This is a genomic window from Synechococcus sp. R8-2 (assembly GCF_047461715.1).
GTDB lineage: Bacteria > Cyanobacteriota > Cyanobacteriia > Thermostichales > Thermostichaceae > Thermostichus.
In genome coordinates this window covers 1-16,301 of sequence record NZ_JANSHQ010000127.1, presented here as the reverse complement: position 1 = coordinate 16,301, position 16,301 = coordinate 1, and the positions used below count along the sequence as shown (strand labels likewise).

Below are 16,301 nucleotides of genomic sequence, written 5' to 3'. Positions count from 1 at the left end.
AGGGTGGCCCGCGCTCTGTCCATAGGATGAGCGCCGGGAGGATGTCACTCTTGCCGACTTTGGTGTTCGCGCCAGAACTGCTCCGCAAAAGCCACCGTCGGGTGGAGAGGGGCACGGGGTTTGCTGCGCAGGGGCATGTTGGCTTCTTCAGGGGTGCGGTTGCCCTTGCGTTGATTGCAGCGTTCGCAAGCCGTCACCACATTGTCCCAACTGTGGGATCCCCCTTTGGAGAGGGGCACGACATGATCCAAGGTCAGATTGTGGGTGGTGCCACAATACTGGCAGGTGTGGTGATCCCGCCGCAAAACCTCCCGCCGATTCACAGGGGGCACGCGCCAAGCGCGCTCTTTGCCCTTGATGGTCAGGCGAATATGTTCGGGCACTTCAATGACCTGGTTGGGGGAGCGCACCTTCCACACCGGCACATTCATCATCGAGAGCGGTTCGGCTTTGCCTGTTAGCAGCAGCACGATTGCCCGCTTGATATTGACCCGGCTAATGGGCAAATAGTTTTGGGAAAAGACAACGATCGACTGTTCCAGAAGGTGGGTAGCGGCAGTCATGGCTCAGCTCTTCCTTTTGCCGCCATTCTCCTGAGGAATCTGCCGAATGGCAAGCTTTTCCCCACCGCCATCGACACCGGCAGAGCTCAGACATTCAAGAGTTTCTTACGATCGCCAGCCAGACAGATGGGCTAGTATCCGGGTGATGGTTGGATCCCGTACCGCCCATGACTTACCCGCTGCACGTCGCCCTGGTTTGGCACCAACACCAACCCCTCTACAAAAGTCCGGTGGCGGGTAAATATCGCATGCCTTGGGTGCGCCTACACGGGATCAAAGATTACCTGGACTTGGTCTTGCTGCTGGAGCGCTATCCCCGCTTGCACCAAACGATTAACCTGGTGCCCTCCCTGATTCTGCAGATCGAAGAGTATGTGGCCGGCTCGGCTTTTGATCCTTACCTGGAACTGACCCTATCCCCTGTCGAAAAGCTCGGCCCCGATCAACTGCGCTTTGTGGTCGAGCGCTTCTTCGACAGCCACTACCCCACCATGATCGAGCCCTACCCCCGTTACCGGCAGCTCTACAACCAACGGGAATCTCAGGGGGTGAACTGGTGTCTGCAGTACTGGACTCCGCAGGACTTCGGGGATCTGCTGGCCTGGCACAACCTGTCTTGGTTTGATCCTCTCTTTCAGGAGGATCCTGAGATTGAGGGCTGGATCAAAATGGGATCCGGTTTTACCCTGGCGGATCGGCAGCGGATCTACGCCAAGCAACAACAGATCCTCGGCGCCATCTTGCCCCAACACGCCAAACTGCAGAGCAGCGGCCAACTGGAGCTGACCACCAGCCCCTATACCCACCCCATCTTGCCCCTGTTGGTGAGCGAGCGCTCGGCACGGGTGGCCCGCCCAGGGTTGCCCTTACCTCGCTACCCCTTTCACTGGGAGCAGGATGTCCACACCCAACTGGAGCGGGCTAAGCAGATCTATCGGGAGCGCTTTGGCCGCGAGCCGCGGGGCCTGTGGCCTTCGGAGCAATCGGTGAGCCCTGCCATTGTGCCGATTGTGCAAGAACAGGGCTTTGATTGGATCATCTCCGACGAAGGGGTTTTGGGGTGGAGCCTGGGCCAGCCTTTTCATCGCGATGGGCAGGGCCACATTCTGGAGCCGGAGAAGCTCTACCGCCCCTACCGCCTGGAAACCGAGCGGGGGGATCTGGCCATCGTCTTTCGGGATCACCGCCTTTCGGATTTGATCGGCTTCAGCTACAGCGCCATGCCCGCCGATGCTGCCGCCAAAGATCTCATCGGCCATCTGGAGAGCATCCGCAACCGCCTGCCCCAGGAGCAGCCCTGGCTGGTGACCATCGCTCTGGATGGGGAAAACTGCTGGGAGTACTACCCCCAAGATGGCCGGCCCTTCTTGGAAAACCTCTATACCCGCCTCAGCCAGCACCCGGCGCTGCGCTTGGTGACGGTCTCCGAGTTTCTGGATCAGTTTCCTCCCACTGAGTTTTTGCCGGCAGAGCAGCTGCACAGTGGCTCCTGGATTGAGGCGGACTTCACCACCTGGATTGGGGATCCGGTGAAAAACCGCGCTTGGGAGCTCTTGGCTCAGGCCCGCCAGGTGATTCAGGATCATCCCCGCGCCAATCCCCAAGCCTGGGAAGCCCTCTGGGCCGCCGAGGGATCCGATGGTTCTGGTGGTTTGGGGCAGGCCACTCCTCCGCCCATGATGCCGTTTTCGACCAGTTGTTTCGGGAGCACCTGCAGGCGCTCTACACTGCTTTGGGAGAGGCGGTGCCGACCGTGCTGCAATTTCCCCTGGAGGATCATGACGGCCTAGGGGATCGCCTGCCGCAGGGGTTTATCCACCCGGCCATCAACGGTCGTCCGGCAGAACGGGAGTGGAGCCAAGCGGGGCGGGTGGAGATTGGAGCGGCCCGAGGCACCATGCACCGCAACAGCGCCGTTCGCCGCCTCTGGTACGGGTTTGATCACTTCAACCTCTACCTGCGGCTGGATTTTAACTCGGTGGTGCAGCGGCCCAGGCAATTGCTGGTGCTGTGGTTCTATCCCAACCGCGTCACCGTCAACAGCCCCATTCCCCTGCAGGGATTGCCGGCAGAAGCCCCTCTCAACTACCACTACCGCCACCTGTTGCGGTTGTCACTGCCGCCTCCCGGCACCGGCCAGCATCCGGCGGAGGTGCAAGCCCAGCTCTTGCAGGCAGGGGAGTACCACACCTGGCACGCCATCGGCCATCAAGTGAAGGCGGTGGTGGATGCCTGTTTGGAGGTGGCCATCCCCTGGAGCAATTTGGGCGCCCAGCCGGGTCAGGAGCTGCAATTTGTCATCCTGGCTGCCGATGGCGAGACCTTTCAGGAAGGGATCCCGCCCAAGGCCACCATTGCCCTGCGCAGACCTTGAGCGTGATGACCAGCAGAGCTTCAAGTTATGTCGCGCGATCTCTATCCCCCCATCGAGCCCTACGATCAAGGCTTTCTGGCGGTTTCCTCCCTCCACACCCTGTACTACGAGCAGTGCGGCAACCCGGCAGGCAAGCCGGTGGTGTTTTTGCACGGGGGGCCTGGAGGTGGGATCGATCCCATCTACCGGCAGTATTTCGATCCCAGCCGCTGGCGGGTGGTGCTGTTCGATCAGCGGGGCTGCGGGAAAAGTCGCCCCTATGCCGAGCTGCGGGAGAACACCACCTGGGATCTGGTGGCGGATATCGAGAAGTTGCGCCAGCATCTGGGCATTGATCGCTGGTTTGTGTTCGGGGGCAGCTGGGGCAGTGCCCTTGCCCTGGCCTATGGGCAAACCCACCCCCAATCCTGCCTAGGGTTTGTCTTGCGGGGCATTTTTCTCTTGCGCCCTTTTGAGCTCCGCTGGTTTTACCAGTCGGGGGCCGGCTACTTTTTCCCCGACGCTTGGGAACATTACCTGGAGCCGATCCCTCCCGAAGAGCGGGATGACCTGCTGGCAGCCTACCACCGCCGCCTAAACGACCCAGATCCCCAGGTACGGCTGAGGGCAGCTCGCGCCTGGTCTGTTTGGGAGGCCAGCACCAGCAAGTTGATCCCCAGCCCAGAGCTCATCGAGCGCTTTGGTCGGGGAGAGTTTGCCGAGGCCTTTGCCCGCATTGAGTGCCATTACTTTGTCCACGGCGGTTTTTTGGATCCGGAGGATCAGCTCCTCAGGGGGGTGGGACGGCTGCGGCATCTGCCGGCGGTGATCGTCCAGGGGCGCTACGACGTGGTGTGCCCGCCCATCTCTGCTTGGGAGCTGCATCAGGCTTGGCCAGAAGCAGAGTTTCGGATGATCCCCGATGCTGGCCATTCCATCACCGAGCCCGGAATCCGCACCGCCCTCCTGGAAGCCACCGATCGCTTTGCCGGTTTGTGAGCCCCGCCGAGCCAACCCAGTGCTGCCAGGGATCCCAAGACCTTGAAGAATTGCTACAGGAAGGCCGGCAAAACCTTGGGATCCAGCCCAGAAGCACGGCCAAGCCTATCGACAGTTGGCGATTTTGGGTTTATCACTGAGGGAGGGGCGGTGCAAGCTGCCCACACCTGGCTGGTGCATCCACCCAAGTGCTTCGCGGATTCAAGCTCATTTCTACTTCACCGTTTCCAGGGTCGAACCATGCAGAAACCAACCCATCTGTTCAAGCTTGCCCTAGCCCTGCCCATCTCCTTCTTGCTGGCAGATGCAGTTGTGGCCTACCCCTGCGACTCGGTTGGGGGTGAAGCTTACAACCACCACGGCTCCACGGTTCAGGTCAGCAGCGACGCCAACAGCTTCGGGATTCAGTGGTCGCCTGCCTCCTATGCTGTCGGCAACGGCTTCATTGGAGTTGCCATTGAAACGGTGAACGGCGAGCAAGCCCAGAGCGCCATCAGCCGTCGTCTGTTCGGCCCCGCACTTCGAGTTCAGGGGGTGCAGGTGGTCGGCTTGCTCCAGGATGGTCCTGCTCAACGAGCCGGTCTGGCCCAGGGCGATATTTTGATTGGAGTGGATGGGCAGCGGGTCACCTCCGTGCAACATGTGCAGCAGATCATCCAAAATACCCCGGTAGGCCAATCGGTGCCGATTACCTTCCGCCGTGGTGAGCAGGTGCTGTCAACGGTGGTTGTGGTGGGGGATGGCCGGGTGTTGCGCCCCTTGATGCTGCAGCAGCAGTGAGGCTTGTCGGGATCCCTACCCGGAGCTCTCTGTGAATGCCGATGGGAGTTTCAGGATGGGCCGTCTGGACAGTTTGTGCTCTTAACGGGCTGCTGTTTCTGGCTCTGATCGCCCTTATCCCCATCATTTTGAGCCTGCGCTCGGCTCTTGGGGTTACGGAGCGGGCCATGGCTGATTGGCGAGAAGCAGCTCAGCAGGCTTTGGCTCCCACCCCGGCTGAGTTGCTGCGTCTGCGAGACCGTCTGCGCGAGAGTCGCCGTACCCTTGACCGCTGGCAGCGTCGTTTGCAGTTCTGGCAAGGGATCCGCAGGGTGGCCGTTTGGCTGCGGCGCAGGCTTTGATTGGAGAGGTATGGATAGCAACCGTCCTGTCTCCAACCCCATCCGGTTGCAGGTCATGGCCAACGCTCTGGCGGGGATTGCCGAAGAGATGGGGGCGCGCCTCATCCGCGGTTCATACTCGGCCAACATCAAGGAACGGCGGGATTGCTCCACAGCTCTGTTTGACGCGCAAGGGGCCTGTATTGCCCAGGCGGCCCACATCCCGGTACATCTGGGAGCCCTCTCGGAGGCGGTGCGGGCGGTGGTGGCAGCCGACCCCTGCCCTGGAGATGTGTTTGTCCTTAACGATCCCTACCAGGGGGGATCCCATCTGCCGGACGTCACGGTGGTCGCAGCCATTCCCGGCTGGCGGGATCCCGACCGGATTTGCGCCTATGCCGTGAACCGTGCCCATCATGCCGACATTGGAGGGATGCGCCCCGGCTCCATGCCCGCCGACTCCAGCGAAATCTGGCAGGAGGGGCTGGTGATCCCGCCGGTACGGCTGGCTAGGCTCTCTCTGGAAGGAGCGTTGCACTGGCAAGAAGATCTGCTGCGCCTAATTCTGGCCAATGTGCGCAATGCCGAGCAGCGGCGGGGGGATTTGCAGGCCCAAGTGGGGGCCAACGGGGTTGGGGTGAGCCGGTTTCGGGAGCTGCTGGCCCGCTTTGGAGAAGAAGAGGCTTGGCAGTTGATTGCGGGGGTGATCGAATACAGCCGCCGACGGATGCGGGCGCAGATTCAGGCTCTGCCAGATGGGATCTACACGGCTGAGGATTGGTTGGAGGGCTACGGGGATCCGCCCGCGCCCCTTGAGATTCGGGTGCAGGTGGAAGTAGAGGGCGAGAAGCTGCGGGTGGACTTCACCGGCACTGCTCCGGCCATGGCGGGAAACCTGAACGCGCCCCTGGCCGTCACCCGCTCGGCGGTGTTGTTTGCCCTGCGCTGTCTGTTGGATCCCACGGCCCCCAGCAATGTCGGCTTGGAGGATCCCATTGAGATCGTGGCGCCGCCCGGCTGCTTGGTGAATGCCCAGTTTCCGGCAGCAGTGGTGGCGGGCAATGTGGAAACCTCGCAGCGCATTGCCGATGTGGTGTTCAAAGCTCTGGCTCCCGTGGCCGGATTGCGGAGCATCGCTCAGGGGCAGGGCACCATGAACAACTGTGTGCTGGGCAACCGCCACTTCACCTACTACGAAACCCTGGGAGGTGGTCAGGGGGCCAGCCGGCAACGACCGGGTTTGGACGGAGTGCATGTGGGCATGAGCAATACCCTCAACACCCCCATCGAGGCTCTGGAGCTGGAGTATCCCCTGCGGGTACTGCGCTACGAGCTACGCCAGGATTCCGGCGGCCATGGCCAACAGCGGGGCGGCTGGGGGCTAATCCGCTCCATCCAGACTTTGCAGGATTGCACCCTCTCCCTGCTCACCGAGCGGCGCCACTATGCCCCCCAAGGAGAACAGGGAGGCGGTCCAGGCCAAGTGGGGATCAACCTCCTCAACGGGGATCCCTTGCCTGGCAAAATCAGCCGCTCCCTAAAAGCCGGCGACGTGATCACCCTCTACACGCCGGGCGGCGGGGCTTGGGGCTCAAACGAGGATGAGCAGGCTCCCGAACCCAGGTAGCGCAGGTGGTCAAGAAACAACTGCTCGCAGCGGCGAAGCACCTCATCGCGGCTGGCGAAGTGCTCCAGCCTTTGCACTTCTTGACCTTTCTCAAACAAAATTAGGGTTGGCAAAGAGCGCACCCGATAGCGGCGCGGCAGCCAAAAATTGTCGTCTACATTCACCCGCAGTACTTTGACCGCCCCTCCCCACTCGGCTACGAGACGGTCGGTAATCGGCTGAATGAAGCGACACAGGCCACACCAAGGGGCGCCGAAATCCACCAAAACCAACCCATCACTTGTCAAAAGTTCTTGATTAAAAGCATCTAAAGCAACTTGCAAGGCCATCACTCCCAAACTAAAGAAGTTCTTTGGGATCATGCTACCAGGCAACTCGGCTGGCTGCAGAAACCATTTGGGGATGGAAAGCATAAAGAATCAATACAAAGCTGAATACCCCCAGATAGGCCCAGCGAAAAAACTCTTGGGGGCGCAGTTGCTGTCGCTTCTGCAGAATGGCCAAGCCGGGGATCACGGAGGTGCGCGCCTTGAGATCGCGGAAGGCCTGCCCGTATTTCCGCTCCAGGCGGTGATCCCCGTGCCAAACCGCAAACAGGTGGTAGGCAATGAGCCCAAGCGAGGTCACCGCCATAAAGCTGGAGCCAATCCACAGGGAATGGGCCACACACCAGATCACCTGGCCCACCATTTGGGGATGACGGGTGATGCGGATGATCCCGGTTTCAAACAGGTGGATCTCCGGCTTGCGAATGGCGGCGATCTCCAGCAAGTTGAAGGTGGCCGGATACAAAAAGAAAAAAGAGAGGGCAGACAAAAGAGCAACGGTGGTGCGAATGCCTGGGACGGCTTGGAGATCCCAGAGAATCACCCCGTCGTAGCGGTGGTTGAAAAAATAGATGAGCAACAGCGGTGCCAAACTGAGGCTCACCAGAGCAAAGAAGATGCGGTACAGACGGGATCCCAGCCGGCTTTCCCCCCAGGGTCGCAAGTAGGCCAGTCCGCTGTGAGCACAGGCAAATCCCAAGATTAGGGCCAGCATTGTCCAATGGGATCCGTACTGGCCCAGCTTCTGCAGAAAGTCGCTGAAGGGGGTGAACAGCATCTTTTGGGTGACTCCTCTTCCGGTGTTGCTGTGGCTTATGCTTAAAAGTAAGTTACATTAGGTTCCCCATGCTCAAAACTTTTTTTCTGCGTCTTGTCAGCCTGCTCCTGTCTGTAGCCCTTTTGCTGGGCTCAGCGAGCTCAGTTGCTCAGGCTGCCCGTCTCACCGGCAAGTATTACGAAGACAGCATGACCCTGATCCAAACCCTACGCACCGTCCTTTCAGAAGGGGATCCCCTGATGAACCCGGAAGAGGCGCGAGCGGAAGCCATGCAGGCCATCCAGGAGTTTTCTGGGCGCTACCACGGCCATCGCTACGACAAGCTGCAGTCTTTTACCACTTTGCGCACGGTGTTTAATACGCTGGCCTCCCAGTACCGCACTTCCAGTCGACCTCTCAACCCCGAAAAGGTGGAGCGGGTGCTAATGCAACTGGATCGGGCCGAATTAGCCCTGCGCCGAGAAGGTTGAGCTTTTTTAGATCTCCGAGATCCAAATCACAGGCAAATCTCCTCGCTGTGGCCAAACTGTTCCCAGTCCCCGGAAGCCAGCATCTACTCAGATGTCTTTTGTCAGATGTCTTTTGGAACCTGAAGGGGAAGAGTAAGGCTTTCTTGCTCATTTCGATTTTCGATTGAGGACTTGGGAGGTTGTGATGGTCAAAAATCGTTGGGCTTTGATCCCGCTGCTGCTGATGGTTGGGGCTGTTGCTTCTCACCCAGCTTGGCTCCTGTCTCTCCCAGCCCAAGGACAGGTCGTTGGGGCTGTCGAGGAGGGATCCCCGGGCCCCTTTTTTGCAACGGATGGCCTGGCCCTGCGGGGCTATGACCCGGTGGCCTATTTCATCGACGGCAAGCCCGTCAAGGGATCCCCAGAGTATGAATGGGAGTGGGGAGGGGTGACCTGGAGGTTTGCCAGCGCCGACAATCGAGAGCGGTTTCGCAACAACCCAGAGCGCTTTGCCCCCCAGTACGGCGGGTTTTGTGCCTGGGCCGTGGCCCACAACTACCTTTACCCGGTGGATCCCTTTGCCTGGAAAATCGTCGATGACAAGCTGTACCTGAACGCCAACCAGCGGGTACAGCGTAACTGGGAGCGCGACATCCCCGGCTTGATCAAGAGGGCAGATGCCAACTGGCCAGCTTTGAGAAGCCGATAGGCCCAAGTCCCTCTGGCCTGGGGTTCAATGGGCGAGGCGCAGGGTCACCTTGATGCCAACTCGGTAGGGGCCGCTTTCGCAGAGTTCCAGCTGGCCTCCCATTTCTCTCAGGAGCCGCTCGCTTACCCGCCAGACGGCACAGCCCTCTGTTTGAATGGGCACATGGCATCGCCCCTCAAGGTTCCACCCCAGGCACAGTCGCCCCTCTTCTTCTGCGGTGGGATAGGGGTGCAAAGCCATCGAACCGTAGCGTAGGGTGCGGATGCCCCAGCGACACACTCCCAGAAGCGCCTGTACCAAGCCGTGGGGATCCGCCCAAACGGTGAGGCTATCGGGGAGAAGGGGCACCTCAGAGGCTGGGGCTGGTTGTAGAACCGGCCATTCGTAGCGAATGCCCTGATCCTGGGCTTGTAGGCGAGTTAGGCTGTACACATCCTGCAGGAGGGGGCGTAGTCGGGTCGGTTCCGGTCGCAGAGGTTGGATGGGCAGGTCATGGCGAGCCAGGCGGGTGTATTCCTCAAGCAGCTTGATCAGGCGCTCTACCGCCTCTTTGGCACTTTGAAGGTATTCCCGCTCCTCTTCGGGAGAGTCACATAGATCCGACAACACCAACTGCAGGGATCCCATCTGGCTGCTGAGGGGATTGCGCAGCTCATGGCCGATGCTGACAAGCAACTCTTGTTGAAAGGCTCGCATCACCTCAGAGCGTTCAAAAGCAAACTGCCAATCCACGGCCCCTTGCCCGTCGGCAGGGGCGGCCTGCTGTAAGGGTGGGTCGGGTTTGGCTGTAGGCGAAGGCTCCCTCAAGAAGTGCTCCTGGCGAAGGACAGGGGATCCCATCCGTGCTCAGATCTCTGGGCTCGGAGCTTTAAGTTTTGGACAGTTCCGGCTCCGGCGATACCCCATCTTATGGGATCCTACCCTTTTCTATCCGACGAAGTGGGCGCTGACCACCCGTTCAACCCCGGCCAGATCTCGGTGAACTTGGATCTGCCGATAGCAGCCTCTAGCTTGCAACTGCTCCGCCACCCAAGGGGCTTGGCCTCGCATCACTTCCACCGCCCAAAAGGAGTTCGGGGCCAAGTAATCCGGTGCTGCTTGAATCAACAGCCGCAAGTGGGCTAGGCCATCTTCTCCGCCATCCAGAGCCTGTCGTGGCTCGTGCAGTCGCACCTCTGGCATGAGCGAGGCCAGCTCAGCAGAGGGAATGTAGGGAGGGTTGGAAACCAGGCCGCGCAGCTGCCCCCGCCAGGGATCCAAGGGCACAAACCAGGATCCCAGCAGCAACTTCACCCGCTCCTGCAGATGGTGGGCTACCACATTGTCTGCCGCAACAGCCAATGCCTCTGGGCTGGAATCCACGGCCAGAAGCCGCAACTGGGGGTGCTGATGGGCCAACGCAATGGCAATCGCTCCACTACCTGTGCCCAGGTCGGCAAAGCAGGAGCCGGACGGCAGAGGGTTAGCCTGCAGCCAGAGGGAAGCCTGCTCCACCAGCAGCTCGGTCTCCGGGCGCGGGATCAGCACCGCCGGCGTCACCCGTAAGCTCAAGCCCGCCCACTCAACTTTGCCCAACAGATACTGTAGGGGGATGCGCTCTTCCACCCTTTGCCGCCAAAGGGCCTGCACCTCCTCCAGGGGATCCCCCTCCCCAGCCGGAGCGCGACCCATCAGCCGCTCCAACGGCCCCCACTCCAGCCGTTCTTTGAGCAAAATGTCCACTTCCTCGGCAGGGATCCCAGCCGCTTTTGCCGCCCTCAGGGCTTGGGCACGCCACTCTGTTAACCGCTTCACCAGAGCAGACGGGGATCCCATCAGGGGCTTAGGTTAACGCTGAGGCTGGGGACTTGCGGAAGGATTGGCCGGTCGGGCCAGCGATTGGATGTACTCCAGCGCCGAGCGAGAGGGGATAAAAGCGATCTTCTGCACATCGGCCTGTGCGTCGGGGGCCAGCATACGCTCTACCACAATGGCCAGCGAGGTCACTTCAATCTGGGTTTTCCCAACCACATCCGGGTTCTGCGCTGCCGCCCGATCCAAGGCCCTCCGCAAATCGTTGCGGTCGAAGAAGAAGGGTACCACCTCATGGCCATCCTGCTCGATGGTCAGCAGCCCCTCTCCGGAGCGGCCATAGAACAGAGGCACACCAATCGCTTCTGCAGGCACATCTTGACCGGTTTCCTTCAGCACCTGCTTGGCTGCTTCCACATCAGAAGCCCGAGGCACCACCTCAAAATACAGGTCACTATTCTTGGCGCGCTCCTCTTCCGATTTTTCGTAGGCATACCCCAGCGAGAGAGGCACCACCCGGGCTTGACTGGCTATCTCGGGGTTGCTGGCTTTCACCTGCTCCAACACTTGCTGGGCTTGGGCCTGATCCAGCCAGAAGGAAACCACTTGGATGGTGCGGCCATCCCGCTCCACATTGGCGACAACGGGGGTGCCGTTCTGAGACACAATGGCAAAAACAGGCACCAGATTTAGCCGCTCCGCCACCTCTTGCCGGCTCATGGGGCCTGCGGCTGCCTGAGCCAGTAGGGCATTCTCCTGAGCCCAAACAGGAGTCACAGCCAAACCCCCCCAAGCTGTTCCGATCAGGATCCCGGCTACGCCGCCCACCTGAGCTGCACAGCGGCAGAGGGAGCGCACAGGCGATACTACATTACAACGCGTCATTCTCATCTCAACTCCCGGCATCGCGCCTTGTTCTGGTTGCTATGGGGTCAGCTTCCTAAGTACTAACCAACAGCCTGGGGCAAATCAAAAGCTGCCTAGATTAAACCCGCTCAACAGGGCTTAGGCTAGCGATGCGGCACACTCTCAGCCTTAGGATCCCGGTTGGCCATCGCTGACAACACCCCGGCACACCTATCTTGAAGAGCGCTCTTGGGCCACCCTAGCAGCCAAGGTTAGAACATCTGCTCGACCTCTGTCGAGGGGCAAAGCCCCTATTTTGGGTGGGGATCCCGCATCACCCAATACTATATACGGAGTCGCATACAACTGATCCACGCTAGATGCAGATCCCTCCGAGGGTTGTGTACCCAGCTCTCCCATAAAACGCTGCCTATTCCAGCCTTGTTCGGCGGTGTCCTGATGTAGCCGCGCAAACGTGGCAGCTGCTGTTAACTTTTGTTAAGGTAGGGGTGCGAACCCACAGCTGTAGGGAGCATTGAGTCATGGCTAAGATCTTCACCGCTGAATTCAACCAATTTGAGACCATCAACGCTACTCAGGCCTGGTCTTTGTTTTTCACCATCAGCGCTTCCGATCGGCTGCTGGGTGACAACCCGGCTGTTGGCCGCTACCTAACGTTGGCTTTGTTCAGCGCCGTCCTCACCGGGATCCTGAATGTGCTGGTGGCTTCTTAGCTAGACCCTTTGCGGACGGAACGAGTTTTTTGTTAAGAGGCCGCCGGCAGAGGCAGCTTGACCTGAGACAAGGGGATCCTGCTCTCAGGTTTTTTGATTTTGAATGGGAAAGGATCCCTTGTTCTCTTTGTGGGGCTGTCTTCCGATGAAAGCTGCTGGGATAGATTTCGCGGAAACGGATCACTTTGAGGCGCCGCCTCTGACCACCAAGTTGCCCCTGCTGCTGGCCCCGGCGGGGGATTGGGAGTGTGCCAAGGCGGCAGTGGAAAACGGAGCCGATGCCATTTACTTTGGGCTGGAGCGCTTCAACGCCCGGATGCGCGCCCGCAACTTTACGGAAGCGGATTTGCCGGAACTGATGGCCTGGCTGAACCGGCGGGGGGTACGGGGCTATGTTACTTTGAATACTCTGGTTTTTCCAAGGGAGCTGACGGAAGCCGAGGGATACATCCGCTCGATGATTGCGGCGGGGGTGGATGCGGTGATTGTGCAGGATATTGGCATCGCCCGCCTGATCCGGCATCTTTCCCCCGATTTCCCCATCCATGCTTCCACGCAAATGACCATCACCAGTGGAGTGGGAGCGGAGTTTGCCGCTGAGCTGGGCTGTGAGGTGGTGGTGCTGGCGCGGGAATGTTCCCTCCAGGAAATCGCCCAGATCCAGGCCTATCTGCAAGAGAAGGGATCCTCCCTATCTCTGGAGGTCTTTGTGCATGGGGCGTTGTGCGTGGCCTACTCGGGGCAATGTCTGACCAGCGAGGCGCTGGGGGGGCGTTCGGCCAATCGGGGGGAATGTGCCCAAGCCTGCCGCATGCCCTATGAGCTGGTGGTAGACGGGATCCGCCGCGACTTGGGGGAGAAGCGGTATCTGCTCAGCCCTCAAGATTTGGCCGGGCTGGAGGTGCTACCGGAGCTGGTGAAGCTGGGGATCCGCTGTCTGAAAATTGAGGGCCGGCTGAAATCCCCAGAATATGTAGCCAATGTAACGCGGGTGTATCGGCAGGCCTTGGATGCGCTGGGAGCGGGGCAGCCGTGGCAGCCCTCGCAACAGGAACGCTACGAGCTGGAGATGAGCTTTTCTCGTGGGCTCTACACAGGCTGGCTGCGGGGCATCAACAACCAGGAGCTGGTGCACGCGCGGTTTGGCAAGAAACGGGGGGTTTACCTGGGGCAGGTGGTGGGGATCCAACAGGATCAGGTGGGGATCCGGCTGGAGGCACCCCTCAAAGCCGGGGATGGCGTGGTGTTTGACCAGGGGCAGCCGGAGTTGCCGGAGCAGGGGGGGCGAGTTTACCGGGTGCAAGAGAAGCAGGGGCTGGCCTGGCTCAGCTTCGGAGAGGGGGTCATTGATCTCAAACGTCTGCGGGTGGGGGATCGCCTCTGGAAGACCAGCGACCCGGAACTGGAAAAGCGCCTGCGCCAAAGCTACGCCGGGGATCACCCCCGCTTTCAGCGGCCCGTCCACATGGAGGTTCACGGCCAAGTGGGATCCCCGCTGACGCTGATCCTGCGGGATGAGCAAGGCCATACGGTGCAGGTGGATTCGCCGCTGCCCCTGGAAGCTGCCCACCGCCAACCCCTCACCACCGAAAAACTGCGACAGCAACTGGGCCGTTTGGGCTCCACTCCCTTCAAGTTGGGATCCCTGCACAATGCCTTGCAGGGGGAGGTAATGCTGCCGGTGAGCCTGCTCAACCAGATGCGCCGACAAGCGGTGGAACGCCTACAAGCTCTGCGAGCTCAGCCCCCGCGCTGGCAACTCAATCCCGAAGCTCGCTGGCAAGATCTGGTGCCTTCTCAGGAGGAGCCCGAAAGGGGATCCCCGCAGTTGGTGGTGTTGGTGCGGGATCCGGCGCAACTGCCGGCGGCGATAGCCAGCGGTATTAGGCAGATCTATCTGGAGTTTGAGGATCCCCGCCGCTATCGGGAGGTGATCCGCACAACCAAAGCCGCCCATCCCGAGGTGGAACTGTGGGTCGCTCCGCCCCGCATCACCAAGCCAGGAGAAACCTGGATCCTAAAGCAAGTGTTGGCCGCTGGGGCCGATGGCTACTTGGTGAGAAATTACGATCATCTCCGTTTCTTTGCCGGGCAGCGCTGCATTGGGGATTTTTCCTTGAATGTGGCCAATCCCATCACAGCCTACTATCTCAAAACCCGTTACAACCTGGAGCGCCTGACGGCTTCCTATGACCTCAACCATGAGCAACTGGGATCCCTGCTGCAAGCCGGCCCCGCCCATAGGTATGAGGTTACCCTTCATCAACATATGCCCCTGTTCCACATGGAGCACTGCGTCTTTTGCGCCTTTTTATCCAGCGGAACGGATTACACCAATTGTGGTCGCCCATGTGAAAAACACGAGGTGAAGCTGAGGGACAGGGCCAATGTCGAGCACATTTTGAAGGCCGATGCCGGCTGTCGGAATACCCTCTACAACGGCAAGGCCCAAACGGGGGCAGAATATGTGCCGAAATTATTGGCCTTGGGCCTGCGCTATCTGCGCATCGAATTTTTGCATGAATCCCCCGCCGAGATCCAACAAACCCTGCACCGCTATCAGCAACTCCTACAAGGTCAACTCAGCGGATCCCAACTGTGGCAGGAGCTGAAGCTACACAGCCAATTGGGGGTTACGCGCGGGTCTTTGGAGAGTTAACGGCTGCGCTGTCTTTCTCTAGGGCGCCGGCTCTGCAGCTGTGCTCCGACCGGAGCAATGCGAAAAACATTCCGGCAAAGTTGGCGTAAAATTTCCTCAGGGTATTGTTATTCCCAGGTGCTTCCCCAACCTCTTCTCAGCTTTTTCTCTATCCTCTGGTTGCCGTGAAACACACCCTCAGCGCCCTCGTGCAGGATCAGCCTGGCGTTTTAACCCGCATTGCGGGGATGTTTGCCCGTCGCGGCTTTAACATCGACAGCCTCACCGTTGGCCCCACCGAACGACCGGGGATCTCTCGCATCACCATGGTGGTGCAGGGAGATGAACACGATGTGGAGCAGATGACGAAGCAGCTCTACAAGCTCATCGACGTGCTGAAAGTAACCGACATCACCCATGTTCCCTGTGTGGAACGGGAGCTGATGCTGGTCAAAGTTAACGCCAGCCCCGATACCCGCTCCGCCATTATGGATGTGGCCCAAATGTTTCGCGCCCGGATTGTGGATGTGGCGGAGGAGTCTTTGACTCTCGAGGTAACCGGGGATCCCGGCAAAATGGTGGCCATCATCAAGATGTTGACCAGCTTTGGCATCCGTGAGATCGCCCGTACCGGCCTGGTGGCTCTCACCCGCGAGTCCGGCGTGAATACGGAATACCTGAAGCAACACCCCACCTTAGTTACCATCTGATGGCCCCAGGAGAAGCGATGCCGAAGTCGGGGTGGAGGGGCCAGGGATCGGTTCTGCGGGGCACGATTAGCCTTGTGGCTATTGTGCTGGTGGGGCTGCTGGCCGGCTGCGGCCCTAGACCGCCAAAGCCGATTGTGCAGCAGGCCCTCGCCTATCAGATCGCTCATTTGTCCGGGCCGGTGGGATCCTTGGTGGGCAGTGACCAGCTAGCAGCCCGCCTGCAATTGCAGGATGTGAAAATCCGCCAGGATCGCCGTGAACCCTTGCTGTTGGCCTCAGGAGAAACCCTGGAAGGCCATCACCTCAGCGGCACCTACACCCTAATCGTGCATCCGCCGGGATCCCGCCGCCCCTATCGCCGCAAAGGGGATCCCTTCCAGCTCACCCTGGCCCACCAAAAGGCACAAACTGTTGCTACACAACGCTCGCCCGACCGCGTCAAAACCGTGCCCGAACGGTGGCTGCTGGCCTACAGCTCACCGGATTCCAAGACTTGGGAGGTCATCGACTTTCTGCCTCAGCCCGCACCGGCACCGGAGTTGCCTCCTGCCGGGCCAGAACCTACACTGCCGGCAACTGCACCTGCTGCCGCCGACGTCGGCAGGACGGAGTCCGATGGAGCTCCCAGCCCTACCAATACTTCTACTCCCACCTGAAGTAGAGCATGACTCTAGTCAA

The 16,301-nt window shown here is 60.0% G+C and carries 18 protein-coding genes; 12 read left to right on the top strand and 6 right to left on the bottom strand.

Annotated features, from left to right (window positions below; all coding sequences use genetic code 11):
* Positions 1–44: 44 nt before the first annotated feature.
* Complete coding sequence (locus NW819_RS03650; protein ID WP_414344109.1) at positions 45–563, bottom strand: HNH endonuclease; 519 nt, start codon at positions 561–563, stop codon at positions 45–47.
* 167 nt (positions 564–730) lie between these two features.
* Between NW819_RS03650 and NW819_RS03645 the strand changes: the two genes are divergently transcribed.
* The 6 genes from NW819_RS03645 to NW819_RS03620 all read left to right on the top strand — a co-directional run bounded on the left by NW819_RS03645 (position 731) and on the right by NW819_RS03620 (position 6,642).
* Entirely contained in the window at positions 731–2,353 is a 1,623-nt protein-coding gene (locus tag NW819_RS03645) for a glycoside hydrolase family 57 protein (RefSeq protein ID WP_414412913.1), read from the top strand.
* Positions 2,308–2,937, top strand: a complete 630-nt coding sequence (locus tag NW819_RS03640; protein ID WP_414412912.1) for a hypothetical protein — start codon at positions 2,308–2,310, stop codon at positions 2,935–2,937. Before NW819_RS03645 ends, NW819_RS03640 begins: the two co-directional genes overlap by 46 nt.
* A 27-nt stretch (positions 2,938–2,964) precedes the next feature.
* Entirely contained in the window at positions 2,965–3,915 is a 951-nt protein-coding gene (gene pip, locus NW819_RS03635) for a prolyl aminopeptidase (protein ID WP_414329348.1), read from the top strand.
* A 240-nt stretch (positions 3,916–4,155) separates the two neighbouring features.
* A complete protein-coding gene (locus NW819_RS03630) occupies positions 4,156–4,695 on the top strand; it encodes a PDZ domain-containing protein (protein WP_414412911.1) in 540 nt (179 codons plus the stop codon).
* Between the two features lie 35 nt (positions 4,696–4,730).
* Entirely contained in the window at positions 4,731–5,036 is a 306-nt protein-coding gene (locus NW819_RS03625) for a hypothetical protein (RefSeq protein WP_414412910.1), read from the top strand.
* 10 nt (positions 5,037–5,046) lie between these two features.
* Positions 5,047–6,642 carry a hydantoinase B/oxoprolinase family protein gene (locus tag NW819_RS03620; protein ID WP_414412909.1) on the top strand — a complete coding sequence of 532 codons (1,596 nt, stop codon included), beginning with the start codon at positions 5,047–5,049 and terminating at the stop codon, positions 6,640–6,642.
* Here NW819_RS03620 and NW819_RS03615 read toward each other — a convergent pair.
* Both NW819_RS03615 and NW819_RS03610 read right to left on the bottom strand, forming a co-directional pair.
* Positions 6,579–6,971: a thioredoxin family protein gene (locus NW819_RS03615; RefSeq protein ID WP_041437173.1), complete on the bottom strand. Its 393-nt coding sequence runs from the start codon at positions 6,969–6,971 to the stop codon at positions 6,579–6,581. The two genes, NW819_RS03620 and NW819_RS03615, sit on opposite strands and share 64 nt — an antisense overlap.
* Before the next feature lie 34 nt (positions 6,972–7,005).
* Positions 7,006–7,746, bottom strand: a complete 741-nt coding sequence (locus NW819_RS03610; RefSeq protein ID WP_414412908.1) for an NnrU family protein — start codon at positions 7,744–7,746, stop codon at positions 7,006–7,008.
* A 68-nt stretch (positions 7,747–7,814) separates the two neighbouring features.
* Between NW819_RS03610 and psb27 the strand changes: the two genes are divergently transcribed.
* Together psb27 and NW819_RS03600 are read left to right on the top strand one after the other, a co-directional pair.
* Complete coding sequence (gene psb27, locus NW819_RS03605) at positions 7,815–8,216, top strand: photosystem II protein Psb27 (protein WP_414350230.1); 402 nt, start codon at positions 7,815–7,817, stop codon at positions 8,214–8,216.
* A gap of 223 nt (positions 8,217–8,439) precedes the next feature.
* On the top strand, positions 8,440–8,904 hold the full coding sequence (locus tag NW819_RS03600; protein ID WP_414412914.1) for a YHS domain-containing (seleno)protein: 465 nt from the start codon (positions 8,440–8,442) through the stop codon (positions 8,902–8,904).
* A gap of 24 nt (positions 8,905–8,928) precedes the next feature.
* On the opposite strand, the gene NW819_RS03595 is transcribed toward NW819_RS03600, so the two are convergent.
* From NW819_RS03595 to NW819_RS03585, 3 genes are all read right to left on the bottom strand, one after another.
* A complete protein-coding gene (locus NW819_RS03595; protein WP_414412907.1) occupies positions 8,929–9,744 on the bottom strand; it encodes a sensor histidine kinase in 816 nt (271 codons plus the stop codon).
* Between the two features lie 87 nt (positions 9,745–9,831).
* Positions 9,832–10,719: a peptide chain release factor N(5)-glutamine methyltransferase gene (prmC, locus tag NW819_RS03590; RefSeq protein ID WP_414412906.1), complete on the bottom strand. Its 888-nt coding sequence runs from the start codon at positions 10,717–10,719 to the stop codon at positions 9,832–9,834.
* A gap of 12 nt (positions 10,720–10,731) precedes the next feature.
* Positions 10,732–11,586, bottom strand: a complete 855-nt coding sequence (locus NW819_RS03585) for a Tic22 family protein (protein WP_011432600.1) — start codon at positions 11,584–11,586, stop codon at positions 10,732–10,734.
* A 497-nt stretch (positions 11,587–12,083) separates the two neighbouring features.
* On the opposite strand from NW819_RS03585, the gene NW819_RS03580 reads away from it, so the two are divergent.
* From NW819_RS03580 to NW819_RS03565, 4 genes are all read left to right on the top strand, one after another.
* A complete protein-coding gene (locus NW819_RS03580) occupies positions 12,084–12,275 on the top strand; it encodes a hypothetical protein (RefSeq protein ID WP_011432601.1) in 192 nt (63 codons plus the stop codon).
* 145 nt (positions 12,276–12,420) lie between these two features.
* Complete coding sequence (locus NW819_RS03575; protein WP_414412905.1) at positions 12,421–14,934, top strand: DUF3656 domain-containing U32 family peptidase; 2,514 nt, start codon at positions 12,421–12,423, stop codon at positions 14,932–14,934.
* A 164-nt stretch (positions 14,935–15,098) separates the two neighbouring features.
* Positions 15,099–15,623 carry an acetolactate synthase small subunit gene (gene ilvN / locus NW819_RS03570; protein WP_414374441.1) on the top strand — a complete coding sequence of 175 codons (525 nt, stop codon included), beginning with the start codon at positions 15,099–15,101 and terminating at the stop codon, positions 15,621–15,623.
* 17 nt (positions 15,624–15,640) lie between these two features.
* Positions 15,641–16,279: a hypothetical protein gene (locus NW819_RS03565; protein WP_414412904.1), complete on the top strand. Its 639-nt coding sequence runs from the start codon at positions 15,641–15,643 to the stop codon at positions 16,277–16,279.
* Positions 16,280–16,301: the final 22 nt, after the last annotated feature.